Here is a 17,067-nt window from a genome sequence, read left to right as displayed (position 1 = left end):
CAGGCGTCCGGCAGCAAACGGTTCCACCGGCGCGGAAAGCGCTGTAGAGCAGAGCGTGATGGCAAAGAAGGAACAAACGATGAGCGGGAAGACGGCGGCGATCGTGGTCGCGGCTGGACGGGGCAGCCGCTTCGGCGGCGGCCCACCGAAGCAGTATACGCCGCTGGCCGGCCGGCCGATCCTGACCCATGCGCTGGCCCGCCTCGCCGCGCATCCCAGGATCGGGGCGGTACGGGCCGTCATCCATCCGGAGGACGAAACCGCCTACGCGGAGGCCGCCGCAGGGCTGGATCTGATGCCCCCGGTGCACGGCGGTGCCGATCGGCAGGAGTCCGTCCGCCATGGACTTGAGAGTTTACATGAGGAAAACCCCTCTAACATTCTGATTCACGACGCAGCGCGGCCTCTCCTCGAAGCTGATGTCGTCGAACGCCTGCTGTCCGCTTTGGAACAGGCCCCAGGGGCTCTGCCCGTGCTGCCGGTTGCCGATACGCTGAAGCGCGGCGCCGGCGCGCGGGTCGTCGAGACGGTGCCGCGAACGGACCTCTATCGCGCGCAGACGCCGCAGGCCTTCCACTTTCAAGCCATCTTGGCGGCGCACCGCGCGGCCGCCGGGCGCCAACTCACCGACGACGCCGCGGTGGCGGAAGCCGCCGGCCTGCCGGTCGCCCTGGTCGAGGGCTCACCGAAGCTGCTGAAGATCACGACGGCGGCCGATCTGAGCGAAGCCGAGAGCTGGCTGCGCCCCGGATTATCGGCTCAACCGCCGGCGGGCGAAGTCCGGGTCGGCCAGGGCTTCGACGTTCATCGCTTCGGTCCGGGCGAGGCTGTGATCCTCTGCGGCCTGCGTATCCCCCACAGCCAGGCCCTGGTCGGTCATTCGGATGCCGACGTGGCGCTGCATGCCCTGACCGACGCGATCTTGGGCGCGCTGGCCGACGGCGATATCGGCAGCCACTTTCCGCCTAGCGACCCGACCTGGCGCGGTGCGGAGTCGGCGCGCTTTCTGCAGCATGCCGGCACTCTCGTCACGGCACGCGGCGGGCGCCTGCTCCACTGCGACGTCACCCTCATCTGCGAGGCCCCCAAAATCAGTCCGCATCGCCCCGCCATGCGCCAGCGCGTCGCGGACATCCTGGGCCTCGCCGTCGAGCGGATCAGCGTCAAGGCGACCACCACAGAAAAACTGGGCTTCACCGGCCGCGGGGAAGGCATTGCCGCCCAGGCGACCGCGACGCTCGAGCTGCCGCCCGGCCCGTGAAACAGACACCGGCGGACTCCCTACAACAGCCGGCGGGCTGGCAGCGCCCGCCCTTCTGGCGACTGGAAAGCCTGATCGCCACCTGGTTCGGCGCCGGGCTGCTGCCCAAGGCGCCGGGCACCTGGGGATCCCTGGCCGCCCTGCCCTTCGCGGTCCTTCTCGTGTGGCTCGGCGGTCCCTGGGCTCTGTTGGCGGCGGCGGCAGCGCTTTTCGTCATAGGAACCTGGGCCAGTGCCAAGTACGCCGGTGCGCGGGCCGACCCGGGGGAAGTCGTGGTCGACGAAGTGGTCGCCCAGTGGCTGGTGATCTTCCCGGTGGCCCTCGACCTGAAACTCTATCTATTGGCCTTCGTGGCGTTCCGTGTCGCCGACATACTGAAACCCTGGCCGGCGAACTGGGCGGATCGACGCATCAAGGGCGGGCTGGGCATCATGCTGGACGACATCCTGGCCGCGCCCTACGCCATGATCGTCTGTTACGCCGCCTGGGTTTGGCTAGGAAGACATTCATGTTTCCCCTGGACGTACTAGAGACCGCCGAGGCCCTGCTGTCGCGGTATCGCAGCGCCGGCAAGCTGCTGGCGACGGCGGAGAGCTGCACCGGCGGTCTGATCGCCGGCGCCCTGACGGAAGTCGCCGGCTCCTCCGACGTGGTCGAGCGGGGGTTCGTCACCTACTCCAACGCCGCCAAGACCGAGCTTCTGGGTGTGCCTGAAACGACGCTTTCCAGATTCGGTGCGGTCAGCGGCGAGACGGCGCAAGCCATGGCCGAAGGTGCGCTTGCGGCCAGCCATGCCCAGGTCGCGCTGTCTGTGACCGGGATCGCCGGACCGGGCGGCGGCAGCGTCGAGAAGCCGGTGGGACTCGTCTGGTTCGGACTGGCCCTTCGGGGCGAGGATGCGGCCCAGAGCGACCGCCAGCTTTTTTCGGGCGATCGCACCGCCGTGCGCCTGGCATCCCTGCGCCATGGGCTCCATCTCCTCGCCCATGCCTTCTAGCCGCCTGCCCCAACGCCAACTGGATCACGAGCGCCTCCCGCCGGACGATGGCCCGGCGTCAGACCGCTTGCCGAAACCGCAACGGCCCGCGGCGCGCCCGGACCTGATCGACGTGCTGGTGACCGTCGCCTGTTTCCTGGGGGCGGGCTACCTGGTCATCGTCGTCGCGGGTGCTCTGGGGCTCGCAAGCGCCGGCGGGCGGGCCAGCGCCGTGCTCGTCCCCTTGGTGCTTGCCAGCCAGGCGGCGGTCTTTCTCGCGGTGTTCATGGTCGTCCTCTGGCACGGCCGAGGCCTCTCGCTCCGGCTGCTCGGTCTCGGTCCCATGCCGCCCGGCTGGTTGAAGCGCGGCATCCTCTGGGGCGTCGGGGCCGTGCTACCGGCGATCGCGGTCAATGCCGTCACTTTCGTACTCTTCGGCGTCGATCAGACCAATCCGCAGGTCGAGATGCTGGCACCTGCGGGCCCTTCGCTCTGGGGGTTCCTGCTGGTTCTACCGTTGGTGTCGATCCTCGTGCCTTTTGTCGAGGAGGTGGCCTTCCGGGGCGTGCTCTACGGCTGGCTGCGCCACCACCTTAAACCGGGTCTCGCGATGGCGGTCTCCGCGGCGGTCTTTTCGGTCGCCCACGGCATTCCTCAACTGATCCCCGCACTGCTTCTGGTCGGTCTTCTGCTGGCGCGGCTGCGCGAACTGGAGGACAGCCTTTGGCCCTGCGTCGCCATGCACGGCGCCTTCAACGCCGTTATGACGATGATTATGTTCGCCGCGCTCTCGGTCGGCGCGGACTCGATGGGCACGGACCCGACGCAGGCGCTTTGAGGCCGCGATCGTTTACTTCGACGGACCGTAGAGGTCCTGCGCGCGACCTTCGAAGGCAGCAACCATCCGGCGGACGGCTTCGTTGAACAAGGGCTGCAGCACCTTCTGCAGAACGCGCGACCGAAATTCGAAATCGACGTAGAAATCGATCATGCACCCGTCGCTATGCTCGATGAACTGCCATGTGTTGTTCAGGTACCGGAAGGGGCCGTCGACGTACTGAACGCGGATCACGCGCTCCTCGGGCTCGAGATCCACCCGGCTGGTGAAACGCTCGCGAATCATGCGAAACCCGACGACCAGGTCCGCTACGATCTGCCGCTCCTCGGATTCCCGCTGACGCACGCGCGCCGCCTTGCACCAGGGCAGGAACTCGGGATAGCGCTCCACGTCGGCGACCAGATCGAAGAGTTCTTGCGGCTGGTAGGGTAGCAGACGCTGCTCGGCATGGGTGGGCATGATCTGGATACGATTCGATGGTTTCGGGCAAGTCGAGCGTTTCGGACGGGCCGGACGGTAGGACGCAGAGGTCGTCCCGGCAAGGCGTCTGTAACGCCGCCTCGCGCCGGAGAAAAAGATAAGATGTCGAAGTTAAGTTTCTGTGAGAGCTGCCAGAACCGCTGTTGCGGAGACCCGCCTTGCGACAGGCGTCAGCCGGCGGCAGCGACCTGCTTCTCACGCGCAAGGCGCAGGCGGGCGAAATCCTCGTCGGCATGATAGGAACTGCGGGTCAGGGGACTCGCGGAGACCAGCAGGAAGCCTTTGGCGAAGGCCGCCGTCTCGTAGGCCTTGAAGTCGTCGGGCGTAACGAAACGCTCGACCACGTGATGCTTCGGCGTCGGTTGCAGGTACTGTCCGATGGTCAGGAAGTCGACCTCCGCCGAGCGCAGATCGTCCATCACCTGCTGCACCTCACTCTTCTCCTCCCCCAGGCCGACCATCAGGCCGGACTTGGTGAAGATCGTCGGGTCGAGCTGCTTGACCCGGTCGAGCAGGCGCAAGGAATGAAAGTAGCGCGCGCCCGGCCGCACCGTGGGGTAGAGCCGGGGCACGGTCTCCAGGTTGTGGTTGAAGACGTCCGGCTTGGCCGCGACCACGACCTCCAGCGCCCCCTCCTTCCGCAGGAAATCCGGCGTCAGGATCTCGACGGTGGTCGTGGGCGTCGCCTCGCGGATGGCCCCGATCACCTTGGCGAAGTGCTCGGCACCGCCGTCCTCCAGGTCGTCGCGATCGACCGAGGTGATGACCACGTGCTGCAGACCCAGCTTCTTGACCGCCTCGCCGACCCGGTAAGGCTCGAAGGGATCGAGGGCGCCCGGCTTGCCGGTGGCCACATTGCAGAAGCTGCAGGCGCGGGTGCAGATGTCGCCCATGATCATCATGGTGGCGTGCTTCTTGGCCCAGCATTCGCCGATGTTGGGGCAAGCCGCCTCCTCGCAGACCGTGTGCAGCTTGTGCTCGCGCACCACCTGCCGGGTCGCGTGATACTCGCGGCTGACCGGCGCCTTGACCCGCAACCAGGCGGGTTTGTTCCGCTGCACGGGATTGTCGGGCTTATGCGCCTTCTCGGGATGACGCAGGCGAGGCTTCTCGGTCATGTCCGTCATGTCCCTAGAAATGGACCGCCCGCCCGTAGGCATCAAGCACCGACTCGTGCATCATTTCCGACAGGGTCGGATGCGGGAAGACAGAGTGCATCAGGTCGGTCTCGGTGGTCTCGAGCTGCATGGCGACCGCATAGCCCTGGATCAGCTCGGTCACCTCGGCGCCGATCATATGGGCGCCCAGCAACTCGCCGGTGTCCGCGTCGAAGACCGTCTTGACCAGCCCTTCCGGCTCGCCGAGCGCGATGGCCTTGCCGTTGCCCATGAAGGGGAAACGGCCGACCTTGAGCTTGTAGCCGGCGGCCTTGGCCTTTTCCTCGGTCAGGCCGACCGAGGCGATCTGCGGCTGACAGTAGGTGCAGCCGGGAATGCGGCGCAGGTTCAAGGGATGAACGTCGTTCTTGCCGGCGATCTTCTCGACGCAGATCACGCCTTCGTGGCTGGCCTTGTGGGCCAGCCAGGGCGGGCCGCAGACGTCGCCGATGGCATAGACGCCCTGCTCGCCGGTCTGCATCCACTCGTCGATCACGATGTGGCCGCGCTCGACCTTCACCTTGGTGCCGTCCAGACCGATACTTTCCGTGTTGCCGACGATGCCGACCGCGGAGATCACCTTCTCCACGTCGAGCACCTGGGTCTTGCCGCCCTGCTCGACCGTCGCCTTGGCCAAGCCCGAACCGTTCTTCGGCCGCTCGACCTTGGTCACCTTGGCCCCGGTCAGAATCTTGATGCCCTGCTTCTCGAAGGTCTTGCGCGCGAAGGCCGAAATTTCGGGATCCTCGGCCGGCAGGATGCGCTCGACCAGCTCGACCACCGTCACCTCGGCGCCCATGGTGCGGTAGAAGCTGGCGAATTCGATGCCGATGGCGCCGGAGCCGACCACCAGGATCGATTTCGGCATGGTCTCGGGCACCATGGCTTCCTTGTAGGTCCAGACGGTGCTGCCGTCGGCCTCCAACCCCGGGAGCTGGCGCGCGCGCGCGCCGGTCGCCAGGATCACGTGCTTGGCCGTCAGTTCGGCGACCGCCTTGCCGTCCTTCTCGACGTGAATCTTACGCTTCCCGCCGGCACTGCCGTTCAGCTTGCCGTGCCCGTCGAAGACCGCGACCTTGTTCTTCTTGAGCAGATGCTTGACGCCGCCGCTGAGCTGTCCGGCCACCTGGCGCGAGCGCTTGACCACCGCCGCCATGTCGAACCCGATGTTATCGGCCTTCAGGCCATAGGTCTTGGCGTTCTGGAAGTAGTGGTAGATCTCGCTGGTGCGGAGCAGGGCTTTGGTCGGAATGCAGCCCCAGTTGAGGCAGATCCCACCCAGATGCTCGCGCTCCACCACAGCCGCCTTCATGCCCAGCTGCGCCGCGCGGATCGCCGCGACGTAACCGCCGGGGCCGCCGCCCACGACGACCAGATCGAAATCGCTCTCGGCCATGCTTCGCCATCCCGTGCTCAGTTGACGCGCGGCCTCCGCAGACGAGAAGGCCGTCTCGATCTTCTATCCGCCCGGCGCCACAAGAAGGCATCGCCGCGCAGGCGTCCCGGTCCGGCGAGGCCTAAAGCAGCATCGAAAGCGGGTCTTCGATCAGCTTCTTGAAGGCCGCCAGGAACTGCGCACCCACCGCGCCGTCGACCACCCGGTGGTCGACCGACAAGGTGCAGGACATCACGGTCGCGACGGAGAGCGCGCCCTCCTTGACGACCGGGCGCTGCTCGCCCGCGCCGACCGCGAGGATGCAGCCCTGCGGCGGATTGATGACCGCCTCGAACTGCTTGACCCCGAACATGCCCAGATTCGAGATCGAGAAGGTTCCGCCCTGGTACTCCTCGGGCATCAGCTTACCGTCGCGCGCCTTGCCGGCGAGCGTGCGCATCTCCGCGGAGATCTGCGCGAGGCCCTTGCCGTCGGCCTGCTTCACGATCGGGGTGATCAGGCCGGCCGGTGTCGCCACCGCGACGGAGATGTCCGCGCGTTCGAAAAACAGCAAGCCGGAGGGATCGAAGGCCGCGTTGGCCTCGGGAACCTGCCGCAAGGCCAGAGCGGCGGCGCGGATCACGAAGTCGTTGACCGACAGCTTGTAGGCGCCCTCGCCCTCTGGCGCGCGGCTATTGAGGTCCTTGCGAACCTTCAGCAAGGCATCCAGCTCGCAGTCGACGGTGAGATAGAAGTGCGGAACGGTCTGCTTCGACTCGGTCAGGCGCTGCGCGATGACCTTGCGCATGCCGGAGAGGGGGTCCTGCTTGTAGGGAATGCCGAAAGCATCGGCGAAAGCCTTGCCGGATACGCCCTGAGGCATGGCCGTACCGGCGGATGTCGCCGCTGGCGCAGGCGCCGTGGCAGCGGCCGCAGGCGACTTGGCCGCGGCCGTCGCTCCACCGGCAAGCGCGCCCTCGATATCGGCCTTGACGATCCGGCCATGCGGACCCGAACCCTTCAACTGGCCAAGATCGAGGCCGGCCTGCTGCGCCATTCGGCGCGCCAAGGGAGATGCGAAGATCCGGCCGTCCGAAGAAGCAGTCGCGGCCTCCGGCTTGCCGGAGGTCGCGGGGCTCGGCGCCTCGGCTCGACCGGCTGCGGGAGTCTCGCCGCCACCGCTGCCGTTGGTGCCGCCGCCGGGTGCCGGCGGTGCCTTCGACTGAGCGACCGAGATGTCGATGTCGCCCTCGTTCTCGCCCTCTTCGAGCAGGATGGCGATGACGGCGTTCACGGCGACGGCCTCGGTTCCTTCGCCGACGACGATCTTACCGATCTTGCCTTCCTCGACGGCTTCGACCTCCATGGTGGCCTTGTCGGTCTCGATCTCGGCGATCACGTCGCCGGAGCTGACCTCGTCACCCTCCTTGACGTGCCACTTGGCCAGAGTGCCCTCGGTCATGGTGGGCGAGAGCGCCGGCATCAGGACGTTGATCGGCATGACGCTTCCAATTCCTTCCAGAACGCGCGACGGACGACCGCCCTCTTGCGGGACGGCCGGCGGTCAGTCGCGATAGCAAACCTGCTTGGCCGCCGCCACGACCTTGTCGGCCTGCGGCAGTGCGAGCTTTTCCAGATTGGCGGCATAGGGCAAGGGCACATCCGCACCGGTCACACGCGCCACCGGCGCATCCAGGTGATCGAAGGCCTGCTCCATCATGACGGCCGCCAACTCCGAGCCGATGCCGGCGAAGGGCCAGCCTTCCTCGGCGGTAACCAGACGATTGGTCTTCTTGACGGACTCGACGACCGTCGCCGTGTCCATAGGGCGGATCGTGCGCAGGTCGATGACCTCGGCGTCGATGCCCTCCCCGGCCAACTGTTCGGCGGCCTCCAGACAGCGTCCGACCATGATCGAATGGGCGACAAGGGTCACATCGCTGCCCGACCGCACGATCTTCGCCTTGCCGATCGGCACCAGCCAGTCCTCGCTGTCCGGCACCTCGAAGGACTGCCCGTAGAGAATCTCGTTCTCCAGGAAGATCACCGGATTGGGGTCGCGGATCGCCGACTTCAGCAGGCCCTTGGCATCGGCCGCCGACCAGGGCGACACCACCTTCAGGCCCGGCACATGACCGTACCAGGAGGCATAGCACTGGCTGTGCTGGGCCGCGACGCGCGAGGCGGCGCCGTTCGGCCCGCGAAAGACGATAGGGTTCTGGATCTGACCGCCCGACATGTAGAGCGTCTTAGCGGAGGAGTTGATGATCTGATCGATCGCCTGCATGGCGAAGTTGAAGGTCATGAACTCCACGACCGGCCGCAGGCCGTACATGGCGGCGCCGGCCGCAAGACCGGTGAAGCCATGTTCCGTAATCGGGGTATCGATGATCCGCTTTTCGCCGAACTCCGCCAGCAGTCCCTGGGTCACCTTGTAGGCGCCCTGGTACTCGGCGACCTCCTCACCCATGACGAAGACCTTGGCGTCGCGGCGCAATTCCTCGGCCATGGCGTCGCGCAGGGCGTCGCGCACCGTCAGGGTCTTGGTCGGGCCGGTCCAGTCCGGTTCCGGCTCAGGCGCCGCTTGGGCGCTCGGAGCCGGGCTGGCGGCGGCTTCTGAGGTGTTTTCTGCGGCCGCTGCCGCCGTCGCGGACTCGGACGGCTGCGAGGCTTGGACGGCGGGCGCAGCCGCAGCACCGTCCAAGGCCGCCGAATCCTCGCCCTCCTCGAGCAGCAGGGCGATGGGCGTATTGACGGCCACGTTGTCGGTGCCTTCGGAAATCAGAATGCGGCCGAGCGTTCCCTCCTCGACCGCCTCGACCTCCATGGTCGCCTTGTCGGTCTCGATCTCCGCCAGTACGTCGCCGGAGGCGATCTCCTCGCCCTCCTGCTTGAGCCACTTGGCCAGCTTGCCCTCGGTCATGGTCGGCGAGAGCGCCGGCATCAGCACTTCAATCGGCATCGTTTCTGTCCTCCCGTCGCCGCCCGCTTACTCCGCCGCCTCGGCCTCGGTGTAGACCTCGGTCCACAGCTCGGCCTCGTCGGGTTCGGGCGAGTTCTGGGCGAACTCGGCTGCCTCGGAGATGATTTCCTTGACCTTGCGGTCGATGGCCTTCAGTTCGTCCTCGCTGCAGTACCCCTCTTCGATCAGCGTATGCTTCAACCGATCGATCGGGTCCCGCTCGGTGCGCATCTTCTGCACCTCCTCCTTCGAGCGGTACTTCGCCGGGTCGGACATCGAGTGGCCGCGATAGCGGTAGGTCAGCATCTCCATGATGTACGGGCCCTTCCCGGCACGTACATGCGCCACGACCTTGTCGGCAGCCTCGCGTACGGCCAGAACGTCCATCCCGTCGACCTGCAGACCCGGAATGCCATAGGCTTGGCCGCGGTTGTAGAGCTCCTGAGCCTTGGCGGAGGACCGCTCGCTCGAGGTACCCATGCCGTACTTGTTGTTCTCGATCACGTAGATGACCGGAAGGCTCCAGAGCGCCGCCATGTTGAAGGCCTCGTAGACCTGTCCCTGGTTGACGGCCCCGTCGCCCAGATAGGTCAGGCAGACGGCCTCTTCCTCCAGGTATCTGTGGCCGAAGGCGATGCCGGTTCCGATCGGCACCTGGGCGCCGACGATGCCGTGGCCGCCGAAGAAATTCTTCTCGCGGCTGAACATGTGCATGGAGCCGCCCTTGCCCTTGGAGTAGCCCGTACGGCGGCCTGTCAGTTCGGCCATCACGCCCTTCGGGTCCATGCCGCAGGCAAGCATGTGGGCGTGGTCGCGGTAGGACGTGACGACCGTGTCCTTCTCGGTGATCGCCGTCTGCAGGCCGACCACCACCGCTTCCTGGCCGATGTAGAGATGGCAAAAGCCGCCGATCAGGCCCATGCCATACATCTGGCCGGCCTTCTCCTCGAAACGGCGCGCCAACAGCATCTCGCGGTAGAGTTCCAGGAGGGTCGTCTTGTCGTGCTTCTTGGCCCGCTCGGCCTGCCGCTTGGTGGCGCTCGCCGCGCTGGCCGCCGCAGCTTTCGACGGCGACTTGGCGGACTTGGGCTTGCCATCGCCGCGGGTCGCCCCGGAGGAAGCGCCGCGTGCGGCCTTGGTCGAAGGCTTGGAAGCGGACGCCTTGCCACTTCCCGATGCTCTGTTAGCCATTGATTTCCAGCGCTCTCCCTATTGCGCGACCATGCGAGCGTTGCCCCCGCTACGACCACGGCGTTAAGGTAAAGGCGCCAAAAGGGAAATGCAAGAAACAGGGTAAATATTTGTAATATAAAACAAAAATGAAAATTAACTGAATTTGGATTAATTTATGTTTCGATCAGATCTCCGCAGAACCATCGTCTCCTCGGCATAGCCGTAGTTCAGGAGCGCGCGGGCGCGCTCCTCCAGCAAATCCGGATCGATGCTGCCGTCCCGCAGACGGTCCACCTTGCCCGACAGCTCTCTGCGTTCGGAGGCCACGGCCGCCGCCACGGCTTCGGCCTCGGCCAGTTCCTGGGAAAGATGTAGATAAGCGAGAAAACCGCGCTCGCCCTGAACAGCGTGATAGGCGAAATAGCCGATCACGCCGACGGCGAGAACCTGCGGCAGGATAGTCTTGAGGCGACGACGAATTTCCGAGGCGAGCTGCATGACCGCAGAGAATCACGCCCGGCGACTCCGGTCAAATCCGGAGTCAAGAAAATCGAGACAATCCCCGTGACCTGTGGCGCGAAGGACTCACAGGGCCCCTTCCATCGGCGCCAAACCGCAAGACGGCGCTTTAGCCGAGGCGGATACAGCCGCGGCCCGCATAGTTGGCGGCCGCCGCCAGTTCCTCCTCGATCCGCAGGAGCTGGTTGTATTTCGCCAGCCGGTCGGATCGGGACAGCGAGCCGGTCTTGATCTGCCCGCAGTTGGTCGCGACCGCGAGGTCCGCGATGGTCGCATCCTCCGTTTCGCCGGAGCGGTGGGACATCATGGCGCCGAAACCGGCGCGGTGCGCCATCTCGACGGCCTCCAGCGTCTCGGTGAGAGTCCCGATCTGATTGACCTTGATGAGGATCGCATTGGCGATGCCCTGATCGATGCCGCGCCGCAAGCGCTTCGGATTGGTCACGAAGAGGTCGTCGCCGACGAGCTGCGTCTTCGTCCCGATCAACCGCGTCAGTTCGGTCCAGCCGTCCCAATCGTCCTCGGCCATGCCGTCCTCGATGGAAACGATGGGATAGGCCTCGGTCAGCTTGGCCAGTTCGCCGGCCAGATCGCCCGAGGTAAGCAGCCGCCCCTCGCCGGCCAGATCGTACTTGCCGTCCTTGAAGAACTCCGTGGCCGCGCAGTCGAGCGCCAAGGCGATCTCCTCGCCCGGCTTGTAGCCGGCGGCCTCGATGGCACCGACGATGGCGTCCAGAGCCTCGGTCGCCGAGCGCAGATCGGGCGCGAAGCCGCCCTCGTCGCCGACGTTGGTGTTGTGGCCAGCGGCTTTCAGTTTGCTCTTGAGTGCCTGGAACACCTCGGCCCCGGCACGCAGCCCCTCCGCGAAGCTCCCGGCGCCCCAGGGCACGATCATGAACTCCTGGAAGTCGATGGGGTTGTCGGCGTGGGCACCGCCGTTGACGATGTTCATGAAGGGCACCGGCAGCGTGCGCGCGAAGCTGCCGCCGACATAGCGGTAGAGCGGCAGGCCGCTCTCCTCCGCGGCCGCCTTGGCCAGGGCCAGCGACACGCCGAGCAGCGCATTGGCGCCCAGCCGCTCCTTGTTCTCGGTGCCGTCCAACTCGATCAGAGTGCGGTCGATGGCGACCTGATCCTCGGCTTCCAGGCCCGAAAGCACGTCGAAGATCTCATGGTTCACGGCCTCGATGGCCTTCAGCACGCCCTTCCCGCCATAGCGGTTCTTGTCCCCGTCGCGCAACTCGACCGCCTCATGCGCGCCGGTCGAGGCGCCCGACGGCACCGCAGCACGTCCGAAGGCACCGCTCTCCAACGTGACATCGACCTCCACCGTTGGGTTGCCGCGGGAATCCAGAATCTCGCGGGCACAAATGTCGACGATGGCGGTCATGGTCGCTCCTCTAAGGTCGGATTGCAGCGTGATGGGCGGCGTGATGGCGTCGGCGATGGATAGCCGGACAGCTTTGCCGGGACAAGCCGCTCGCTCCCGTCATGGGATCGGTTAGCCCGCCTTGGCGACACGGTCCAAGGCGACGAGTTGGCTCAAGAGTGCCTCGAGCTCGCGCAGCGGCACCATGTTCGGTCCATCCGAGGGCGCGCTGTCCGGATCCTGGTGGGTCTCCATGAAAACCGCGGCCACGCCGACCGCGACGGCGGCGCGTGCCAGGACCGGCACGAACTCCCGCTGACCGCCCGACGTCGCGCCCTGCCCGCCCGGCTGCTGCACCGAGTGGGTCGCATCGAACACCACCGGATAGCCGGTCTCGGCCATGATCGGCAGGCTGCGGAAATCGGTGACCAGCGTGTTGTAACCGAAGGAGGCCCCGCGCTCGGTCAGCAGGATGCGGTCGTTGCCGGACAGCGCAACCTTCTCCGCGACGTTGCGCATGTCCCAGGGGGCCAGGAACTGCCCCTTCTTGACGTTGACCACCTTGCCGGTTTCCGCCGCGGCCACGAGCAGATCGGTCTGACGGCAGAGGAAAGCCGGGATCTGCAGAACATCCACCGCTTCCGCCACGGGCGCGCACTGCTCGGGCCTGTGCACATCGGTCAGCACGGGGCAGCCGACGCTCTCACGGACCTCGGCCAGGATCGGCAAGGCCTCCTCCAGCCCTAAGCCGCGATTGGAGCCGAGCGAGGTCCGGTTGGCCTTGTCGAAGGAGGTCTTGTAGATCAGCCCGATATCCAGCCGGTCGGCAACTTCCTTGATGGCATAGGACATCTCCAGCGCATGCTGGCGGGATTCCAGGGCGCAAGGCCCCGCGATGAGCGTGAAAGGCATGTCGTTGGCGAGTTCGAGATCGCCGACGCGCACGGATCTAGGTTCCGTCATGGTCAGTCCTTTTGCCTGCGGCGCCAAGGCAGCGTTCGGACGGGTTACGGGACCGTAAGAACGATCGCGCCGCCGCGCGTTACCACCAGGCTGTGTTCATACTGTGCCGTCATGTAGTGCGCCGGCGTCGCCAAGGTCCAGCCGTCGCCGGTCTCTTCCGCCCATTCGGCGCCGGTCGAGAGGAAAGGTTCGATAGTGATCACCATGCCGTCATGTAGAACACGACGGTCCGCCGGGTCGTAATAGGATGGGATATAGCCCGGTTCCTCGTGCAGCGCCCCGCCGACACCGTGACTCTGGAGGTTGCGGATGATCGTATAGCCTTGCTGACGCGCCATCTTCTCCACCGCCTTGCCAATGCGATTCATCGGCGTACCGGCGCGCACCACTCCCACGGCACGCTCCAGTGCCTTCCGCGTCGTTTGGCAGAGCCGACGCTGCGCCGCCGTGGTGGGCGGCACCGCAAAGCTCGCACCGGTATCCGCGAAGAAGCCGTTGCGTTCGGCGGACACGTCGATGTTCACCAGATCGCCGGCGGCGATCCGACGCTCGCCTGGGATGCCGTGTGCGATCTCGTTGTTGACGCTGATGCAGGTCGCGCCCGGAAAACCGTAGGTGGTCTCCGGGGCCGAGCGGGCGCCCCGCGCCTCCAGCCCCTGACGGCCGAGGCCGTCCAACTCGCCGGTCGTCATGCCGGGCTCCAGGGCCGCGCCCATGTCCCGCAGAACCTGGGCGACGATCTGTCCGACCGCCTTGAGCTGTTCCAGATCTTCCTGGCTGCCGACAGTCATTGCCGGCCCCTACATGAGCCGCGACTGTTCCAACGCCGCGCGGACGAAGGACGTGAAGAGCGGATGCGGCTCGAAGGGGCGAGACCTCAGCTCCGGATGGAACTGCACACCCATGTACCAGGGATGCCCCGGCAGTTCGACGATCTCGGGCAAGACACCGTCCGGCGAAAGGCCGGAGAAGAGCAGTCCCGTCGTTTCCAGCTGCTGCTTGAAGTTGATGTTGACCTCGTAGCGGTGGCGATGCCGTTCGCTGATCTGCTCCGCACCGTAGATTTCGTGAACCTGGCTGCCTGGGATGAGCTTGGCGGGGTAGGCACCTAGGCGCATCGTACCGCCCAGATCGCCCTCGGTGCTGCGGCGTTCCACCTCGTTACCGCGCAGCCACTCGGTCATCAGGCCGACCACTGGCTGATCGGTCGGGCCGAACTCGGTCGAGCCCGCCGCCGGCAGATCGGCCAGATTTCGCGCCGCTTCGACGACGGCCATCTGCATCCCGAGGCAGATGCCGAAGTAAGGGACGTTGCGTTCGCGGGCGAAGCGGGCTGCGGCGATCATGCCCTCGGTGCCGCGCTCTCCGAAACCGCCGGGCACCAAGATCCCATGGACGTTCTCCAGCTCGGCCAGATAGCCCGGCTTCTCGAAGATTTCGGCATCCAGCCAGCGCACGCCGACCCGCACGCGGTTGGCGACGCCGCCGTGGGCCAAGGCTTCCGCCAGCGACTTGTAGGCATCGATCAGGCTGGTGTACTTGCCGATCACGCCGATCGTCACCTCGCCATCCGGTCCGCGGATCGCGTCGCAGACCTCATCCCAGCGACCGAGGTCGGGAGCCGGCGTGTCCAAACCGAAGTGGTGGCAGACCTCCTGGTCGATCCCCTCCTGGTGATAGGCGCGCGGCACGGCGTAGATCGTGTCGACATCCAGGGCCTGAATGACCGCCTGTTCGCGCAGGTTGCAGAAGAGCGCCAACTTACGCCGTTCGTCGCGGCCGAGCGGCATTTCGGAACGGCAGACCAGGATGTCCGGCTGAATGCCGAGCGACTGCAGTTCCTTGACGGAATGCTGAGTCGGCTTGGTCTTCAACTCGCCGGCGGTCGAGATGTAGGGAACCAGCGTCAGGTGCATGAAAAGGCTGCGCTCGCGCCCCAGTTCATTGCCCAACTGGCGGATCGCCTCGAAGAAGGGCAGCCCCTCGATGTCGCCGACGGTGCCACCGATCTCGCAGATGATGAAGTCTTCGTCCGTGATGTCGGCCCGAACGAACTCCTTGATCGCATCCGTGACGTGGGGAATGACCTGAACCGTCGCCCCGAGATAATCGCCGCGCCGTTCCTTAGCGAGGATCTTCGAGTAGATCTGCCCGGTCGTGACGTTGTCGCTCCGCCGCGACGCGACGCGGGTGAAGCGCTCGTAGTGCCCCAAGTCCAGATCGGTTTCGGCCCCGTCCTCCGTGACGTAGACCTCGCCATGCTGGAAAGGGCTCATGGTGCCCGGATCGACGTTGAGGTAGGGATCGAGTTTGCGCAGACGGACCTTAAATCCACGCGCTTGCAGAAGCGCGCCGAGTGCCGCCGAAGCCAAACCCTTACCGAGAGAAGAGACCACGCCGCCGGTGATGAAGATGAACCGCGTCATGGACCGCCACTATCCCTGCTGAAGGCGCGCACGGCAAGAGCCGAAGCCGAGGTGCTGGACCGGCATGAGTATCCTGTAGATTTGAACGTACGGAAAACCGGCGCGGCGAACGCACAACGGTCGTGACAGGAATAGGGGTCAGTTCGGAGTCGCGACCAGCCCGCAGCCGCGAAACAGGTTCACTGTAGCGGCACGCTGGGCTCGGCCGGCTCCGCCGGACTGGAATCCGGCAAGACCGGCGCAGGCGGCGTGAAGGTATCGCCGACAGGCTGATCGAGGATCGAACCGCCCTCGCGATGGCCCCCGGCCAGGATCGCCAAGGTGATGGAGGTCGCCATGAAGCAGGCCGCGAGAATCGCCGTGGTCCGGGTCAGGAAGTTCGCGGTTCCGCGGCCGGTCATGAAACCGCTCATGCCGCCACCGCCGCCACCGCCGCCACCGCCGATGCCCAGGCCGCCGCCTTCGCTCCGCTGCATCAGCACCACCCCGATCAAGACGACCGCGATCAGCAAGTGAACGACAAGAAGTATCTGTTCCATAGTCCCAACCTGAAACACCAAGGTAGCCGCGCGAGCCCGGTCCCGGCGGCTAGGTTGCGCGATCGCTTGGGATGCGCAGCCAAGATTTCATAGCTTCGGCGCTATGTAAGGGATCGGCGCCGCAATGGCTAGGGCCGATCATCGCCGCCGCATCGATGGAGCCGGATCAAAGCGGACAGGCCGTCGCAATCGCCCAAAAATCTTCGGTTTTCAAGCTGGCACCGCCAACCAGGGCCCCATCCACGTCCGCCAGAACCATCAACTCCTGCGCGTTCTCGGGCTTCACCGAGCCACCGTAGAGCAACCGCGTCGCGTCGGCGCGCCCCGCGCCGAGCAGGTCGGCCAAGTGGCGGCGCAGAGCCGCGTGGACTTCTTGAACCTGATCCGGCGTCGCGGTTCGGCCAGTCCCGATAGCCCAGACGGGCTCATAGGCGATCACGAGGCCGGTCTCTTCCTGCGCCAAGGCCGAAATCGGCAAGGCCCTCTCGATCTGCCGCGCAATCACTGCGAGGGTCTCGCCGGCGTCACGCTCCGCCTCGGTTTCGCCGACGCAAACGATCGGTGTGAGACCGCTATCCAGGGCCGCTTCAGCCTTGGCGCGGACTGTCGCATCGTCTTCGCCATGGTTCTGGCGGCGCTCCGAGTGCCCCAGAATGACGAAGTCGCAGCCGAGATCCCTCAGCATCGCCGCCGAGACATCGCCCGTGTGCGCGCCCGACTGCACCGCATGACAGTCCTGGCCGCCGAGCGCGATACCGCCGCCGACGATGGCGTCGCGGACCGGCCACAGCAGCGTGAAAGGCGGGCAGACGAGAAGGTCGCAGGCCGGCGGCTTCGGATCACCGTAGTCGGCCGCTTGCTGGGCCCGCTGGGCAAGCGACTCCGCCAGCTTCAGGCCGTCGGCCGTGAGGCCGTTCATCTTCCAGTTTCCGGCAATCAGTTTACGCCGCATCGATCCCCTCCACGGACATACCTCGGCTCGCGCAGCCACAGGCCTCGGTGCGCAGAGGCCTTAGCACGAGCGGAACG

Annotated in this window: 17 protein-coding genes; 4 read left to right on the top strand and 13 right to left on the bottom strand. The window is 66.0% G+C overall.

Translation table 11 applies throughout. The features are described 5' to 3' along the window. Nucleotides 1-79 precede the first annotated feature (79 nt). The 4 genes from DBZ32_RS02100 (at nucleotide 80) to DBZ32_RS02085 (ending at nucleotide 3,075) form a co-directional block, all read left to right on the top strand. Nucleotides 80-1,261, top strand: coding sequence for a bifunctional 2-C-methyl-D-erythritol 4-phosphate cytidylyltransferase/2-C-methyl-D-erythritol 2,4-cyclodiphosphate synthase (locus tag DBZ32_RS02100; RefSeq protein WP_119165477.1), 1,182 nt, complete (start codon nucleotides 80-82; stop codon nucleotides 1,259-1,261). Continuing rightward, the gene (locus tag DBZ32_RS02095) at nucleotides 1,258-1,791 is read left to right on the top strand and encodes a phosphatidylglycerophosphatase A family protein (RefSeq protein WP_235829956.1); all 534 of its coding nucleotides are present in this window, start codon (nucleotides 1,258-1,260) and stop codon (nucleotides 1,789-1,791) included. The genes DBZ32_RS02100 and DBZ32_RS02095 overlap by 4 nt, the downstream gene beginning before the upstream one ends. Next, on the top strand, nucleotides 1,770-2,258 hold the full coding sequence (locus tag DBZ32_RS02090) for a CinA family protein (protein ID WP_119165476.1): 489 nt from the start codon (nucleotides 1,770-1,772) through the stop codon (nucleotides 2,256-2,258). Before DBZ32_RS02095 ends, DBZ32_RS02090 begins: the two co-directional genes overlap by 22 nt. A gap of 67 nt (nucleotides 2,259-2,325) precedes the next feature. Then, entirely contained in the window at nucleotides 2,326-3,075 is a 750-nt protein-coding gene (locus tag DBZ32_RS02085) for a CPBP family intramembrane glutamic endopeptidase (RefSeq protein ID WP_208539077.1), read from the top strand. A gap of 12 nt (nucleotides 3,076-3,087) precedes the next feature. Here the strand turns inward: DBZ32_RS02085 and DBZ32_RS02080 are convergent, their stop codons facing one another. From DBZ32_RS02080 to tpiA, 13 genes are all read right to left on the bottom strand, one after another. Continuing rightward, complete coding sequence (locus DBZ32_RS02080; protein WP_119165474.1) at nucleotides 3,088-3,534, bottom strand: type II toxin-antitoxin system RatA family toxin; 447 nt, start codon at nucleotides 3,532-3,534, stop codon at nucleotides 3,088-3,090. Between the two features lie 191 nt (nucleotides 3,535-3,725). Continuing rightward, nucleotides 3,726-4,682, bottom strand: a complete 957-nt coding sequence (lipA, locus tag DBZ32_RS02075) for a lipoyl synthase (protein WP_119165473.1) — start codon at nucleotides 4,680-4,682, stop codon at nucleotides 3,726-3,728. A 4-nt stretch (nucleotides 4,683-4,686) separates the two neighbouring features. Next, nucleotides 4,687-6,108 (bottom strand): dihydrolipoyl dehydrogenase, encoded by a 1,422-nt coding sequence (gene lpdA / locus DBZ32_RS02070; RefSeq protein WP_119165472.1) that lies wholly within the window; start codon nucleotides 6,106-6,108, stop codon nucleotides 4,687-4,689. A gap of 121 nt (nucleotides 6,109-6,229) precedes the next feature. Next, the gene (locus tag DBZ32_RS02065; protein WP_119165471.1) at nucleotides 6,230-7,588 is read right to left on the bottom strand and encodes a pyruvate dehydrogenase complex dihydrolipoamide acetyltransferase; all 1,359 of its coding nucleotides are present in this window, start codon (nucleotides 7,586-7,588) and stop codon (nucleotides 6,230-6,232) included. A 63-nt stretch (nucleotides 7,589-7,651) separates the two neighbouring features. Next, a complete protein-coding gene (locus tag DBZ32_RS02060) occupies nucleotides 7,652-9,049 on the bottom strand; it encodes a pyruvate dehydrogenase complex E1 component subunit beta (RefSeq protein ID WP_119165470.1) in 1,398 nt (465 codons plus the stop codon). 27 nt (nucleotides 9,050-9,076) lie between these two features. Continuing rightward, the gene (gene pdhA, locus DBZ32_RS02055; protein WP_235830073.1) at nucleotides 9,077-10,018 is read right to left on the bottom strand and encodes a pyruvate dehydrogenase (acetyl-transferring) E1 component subunit alpha; all 942 of its coding nucleotides are present in this window, start codon (nucleotides 10,016-10,018) and stop codon (nucleotides 9,077-9,079) included. A 372-nt stretch (nucleotides 10,019-10,390) separates the two neighbouring features. Next, the gene (locus DBZ32_RS02050; protein ID WP_119165468.1) at nucleotides 10,391-10,720 is read right to left on the bottom strand and encodes an FtsB family cell division protein; all 330 of its coding nucleotides are present in this window, start codon (nucleotides 10,718-10,720) and stop codon (nucleotides 10,391-10,393) included. Between the two features lie 130 nt (nucleotides 10,721-10,850). Further along, nucleotides 10,851-12,131, bottom strand: coding sequence for a phosphopyruvate hydratase (eno, locus tag DBZ32_RS02045; RefSeq protein WP_119165467.1), 1,281 nt, complete (start codon nucleotides 12,129-12,131; stop codon nucleotides 10,851-10,853). Between the two features lie 111 nt (nucleotides 12,132-12,242). Further along, complete coding sequence (gene kdsA / locus DBZ32_RS02040; RefSeq protein ID WP_119165466.1) at nucleotides 12,243-13,073, bottom strand: 3-deoxy-8-phosphooctulonate synthase; 831 nt, start codon at nucleotides 13,071-13,073, stop codon at nucleotides 12,243-12,245. 44 nt (nucleotides 13,074-13,117) lie between these two features. Beyond that, a complete protein-coding gene (map, locus tag DBZ32_RS02035; RefSeq protein WP_119165465.1) occupies nucleotides 13,118-13,864 on the bottom strand; it encodes a type I methionyl aminopeptidase in 747 nt (248 codons plus the stop codon). 9 nt (nucleotides 13,865-13,873) lie between these two features. Continuing rightward, nucleotides 13,874-15,499 (bottom strand): CTP synthase, encoded by a 1,626-nt coding sequence (locus tag DBZ32_RS02030; RefSeq protein WP_119165464.1) that lies wholly within the window; start codon nucleotides 15,497-15,499, stop codon nucleotides 13,874-13,876. A gap of 179 nt (nucleotides 15,500-15,678) precedes the next feature. Further along, nucleotides 15,679-16,038 carry a preprotein translocase subunit SecG gene (gene secG, locus DBZ32_RS02025; protein WP_119165463.1) on the bottom strand — a complete coding sequence of 120 codons (360 nt, stop codon included), beginning with the start codon at nucleotides 16,036-16,038 and terminating at the stop codon, nucleotides 15,679-15,681. Nucleotides 16,039-16,204: 166 nt separating this feature from the next. After that, nucleotides 16,205-16,990 carry a triose-phosphate isomerase gene (gene tpiA, locus DBZ32_RS02020; protein WP_119165462.1) on the bottom strand — a complete coding sequence of 262 codons (786 nt, stop codon included), beginning with the start codon at nucleotides 16,988-16,990 and terminating at the stop codon, nucleotides 16,205-16,207. Nucleotides 16,991-17,067 lie beyond the last annotated feature (77 nt).

The organism is Algihabitans albus (assembly GCF_003572205.1).
Classification (GTDB): Bacteria; Pseudomonadota; Alphaproteobacteria; order Kiloniellales; family DSM-21159; genus Algihabitans; species Algihabitans albus.
The sequence above is the reverse complement of the archived record's forward strand: the minus strand, read 5'-3'. Positions and strand labels throughout refer to the sequence as shown.

Excerpts from the sequence above, each read along its gene's own strand:
- DBZ32_RS02100 (WP_119165477.1), top strand. The coding sequence starts at position 80 with ATGAGCGGGAAGACGGCGGCGATCGTGGTCGCGGCTGGACGGGGCAGC.
- pdhA (WP_235830073.1), bottom strand. The coding sequence starts at position 10,018 with ATGCTGTTGGCGCGCCGTTTCGAGGAGAAGGCCGGCCAGATGTATGGC.
- DBZ32_RS02065 (WP_119165471.1), bottom strand. The coding sequence starts at position 7,588 with ATGCCGATCAACGTCCTGATGCCGGCGCTCTCGCCCACCATGACCGAG.
- kdsA (WP_119165466.1), bottom strand. The coding sequence starts at position 13,073 with ATGACGGAACCTAGATCCGTGCGCGTCGGCGATCTCGAACTCGCCAAC.
- DBZ32_RS02030 (WP_119165464.1), bottom strand. The coding sequence starts at position 15,499 with ATGACGCGGTTCATCTTCATCACCGGCGGCGTGGTCTCTTCTCTCGGT.
- DBZ32_RS02050 (WP_119165468.1), bottom strand. The coding sequence starts at position 10,720 with ATGCAGCTCGCCTCGGAAATTCGTCGTCGCCTCAAGACTATCCTGCCG.
- DBZ32_RS02090 (WP_119165476.1), top strand. The coding sequence starts at position 1,770 with ATGTTTCCCCTGGACGTACTAGAGACCGCCGAGGCCCTGCTGTCGCGG.
- map (WP_119165465.1), bottom strand. The coding sequence starts at position 13,864 with ATGACTGTCGGCAGCCAGGAAGATCTGGAACAGCTCAAGGCGGTCGGA.
- secG (WP_119165463.1), bottom strand. The coding sequence starts at position 16,038 with ATGGAACAGATACTTCTTGTCGTTCACTTGCTGATCGCGGTCGTCTTG.
- DBZ32_RS02060 (WP_119165470.1), bottom strand. The coding sequence starts at position 9,049 with ATGCCGATTGAAGTGCTGATGCCGGCGCTCTCGCCGACCATGACCGAG.
- eno (WP_119165467.1), bottom strand. The coding sequence starts at position 12,131 with ATGACCGCCATCGTCGACATTTGTGCCCGCGAGATTCTGGATTCCCGC.
- DBZ32_RS02080 (WP_119165474.1), bottom strand. The coding sequence starts at position 3,534 with ATGCCCACCCATGCCGAGCAGCGTCTGCTACCCTACCAGCCGCAAGAA.
- tpiA (WP_119165462.1), bottom strand. The coding sequence starts at position 16,990 with ATGCGGCGTAAACTGATTGCCGGAAACTGGAAGATGAACGGCCTCACG.
- lpdA (WP_119165472.1), bottom strand. The coding sequence starts at position 6,108 with ATGGCCGAGAGCGATTTCGATCTGGTCGTCGTGGGCGGCGGCCCCGGC.
- lipA (WP_119165473.1), bottom strand. The coding sequence starts at position 4,682 with ATGACGGACATGACCGAGAAGCCTCGCCTGCGTCATCCCGAGAAGGCG.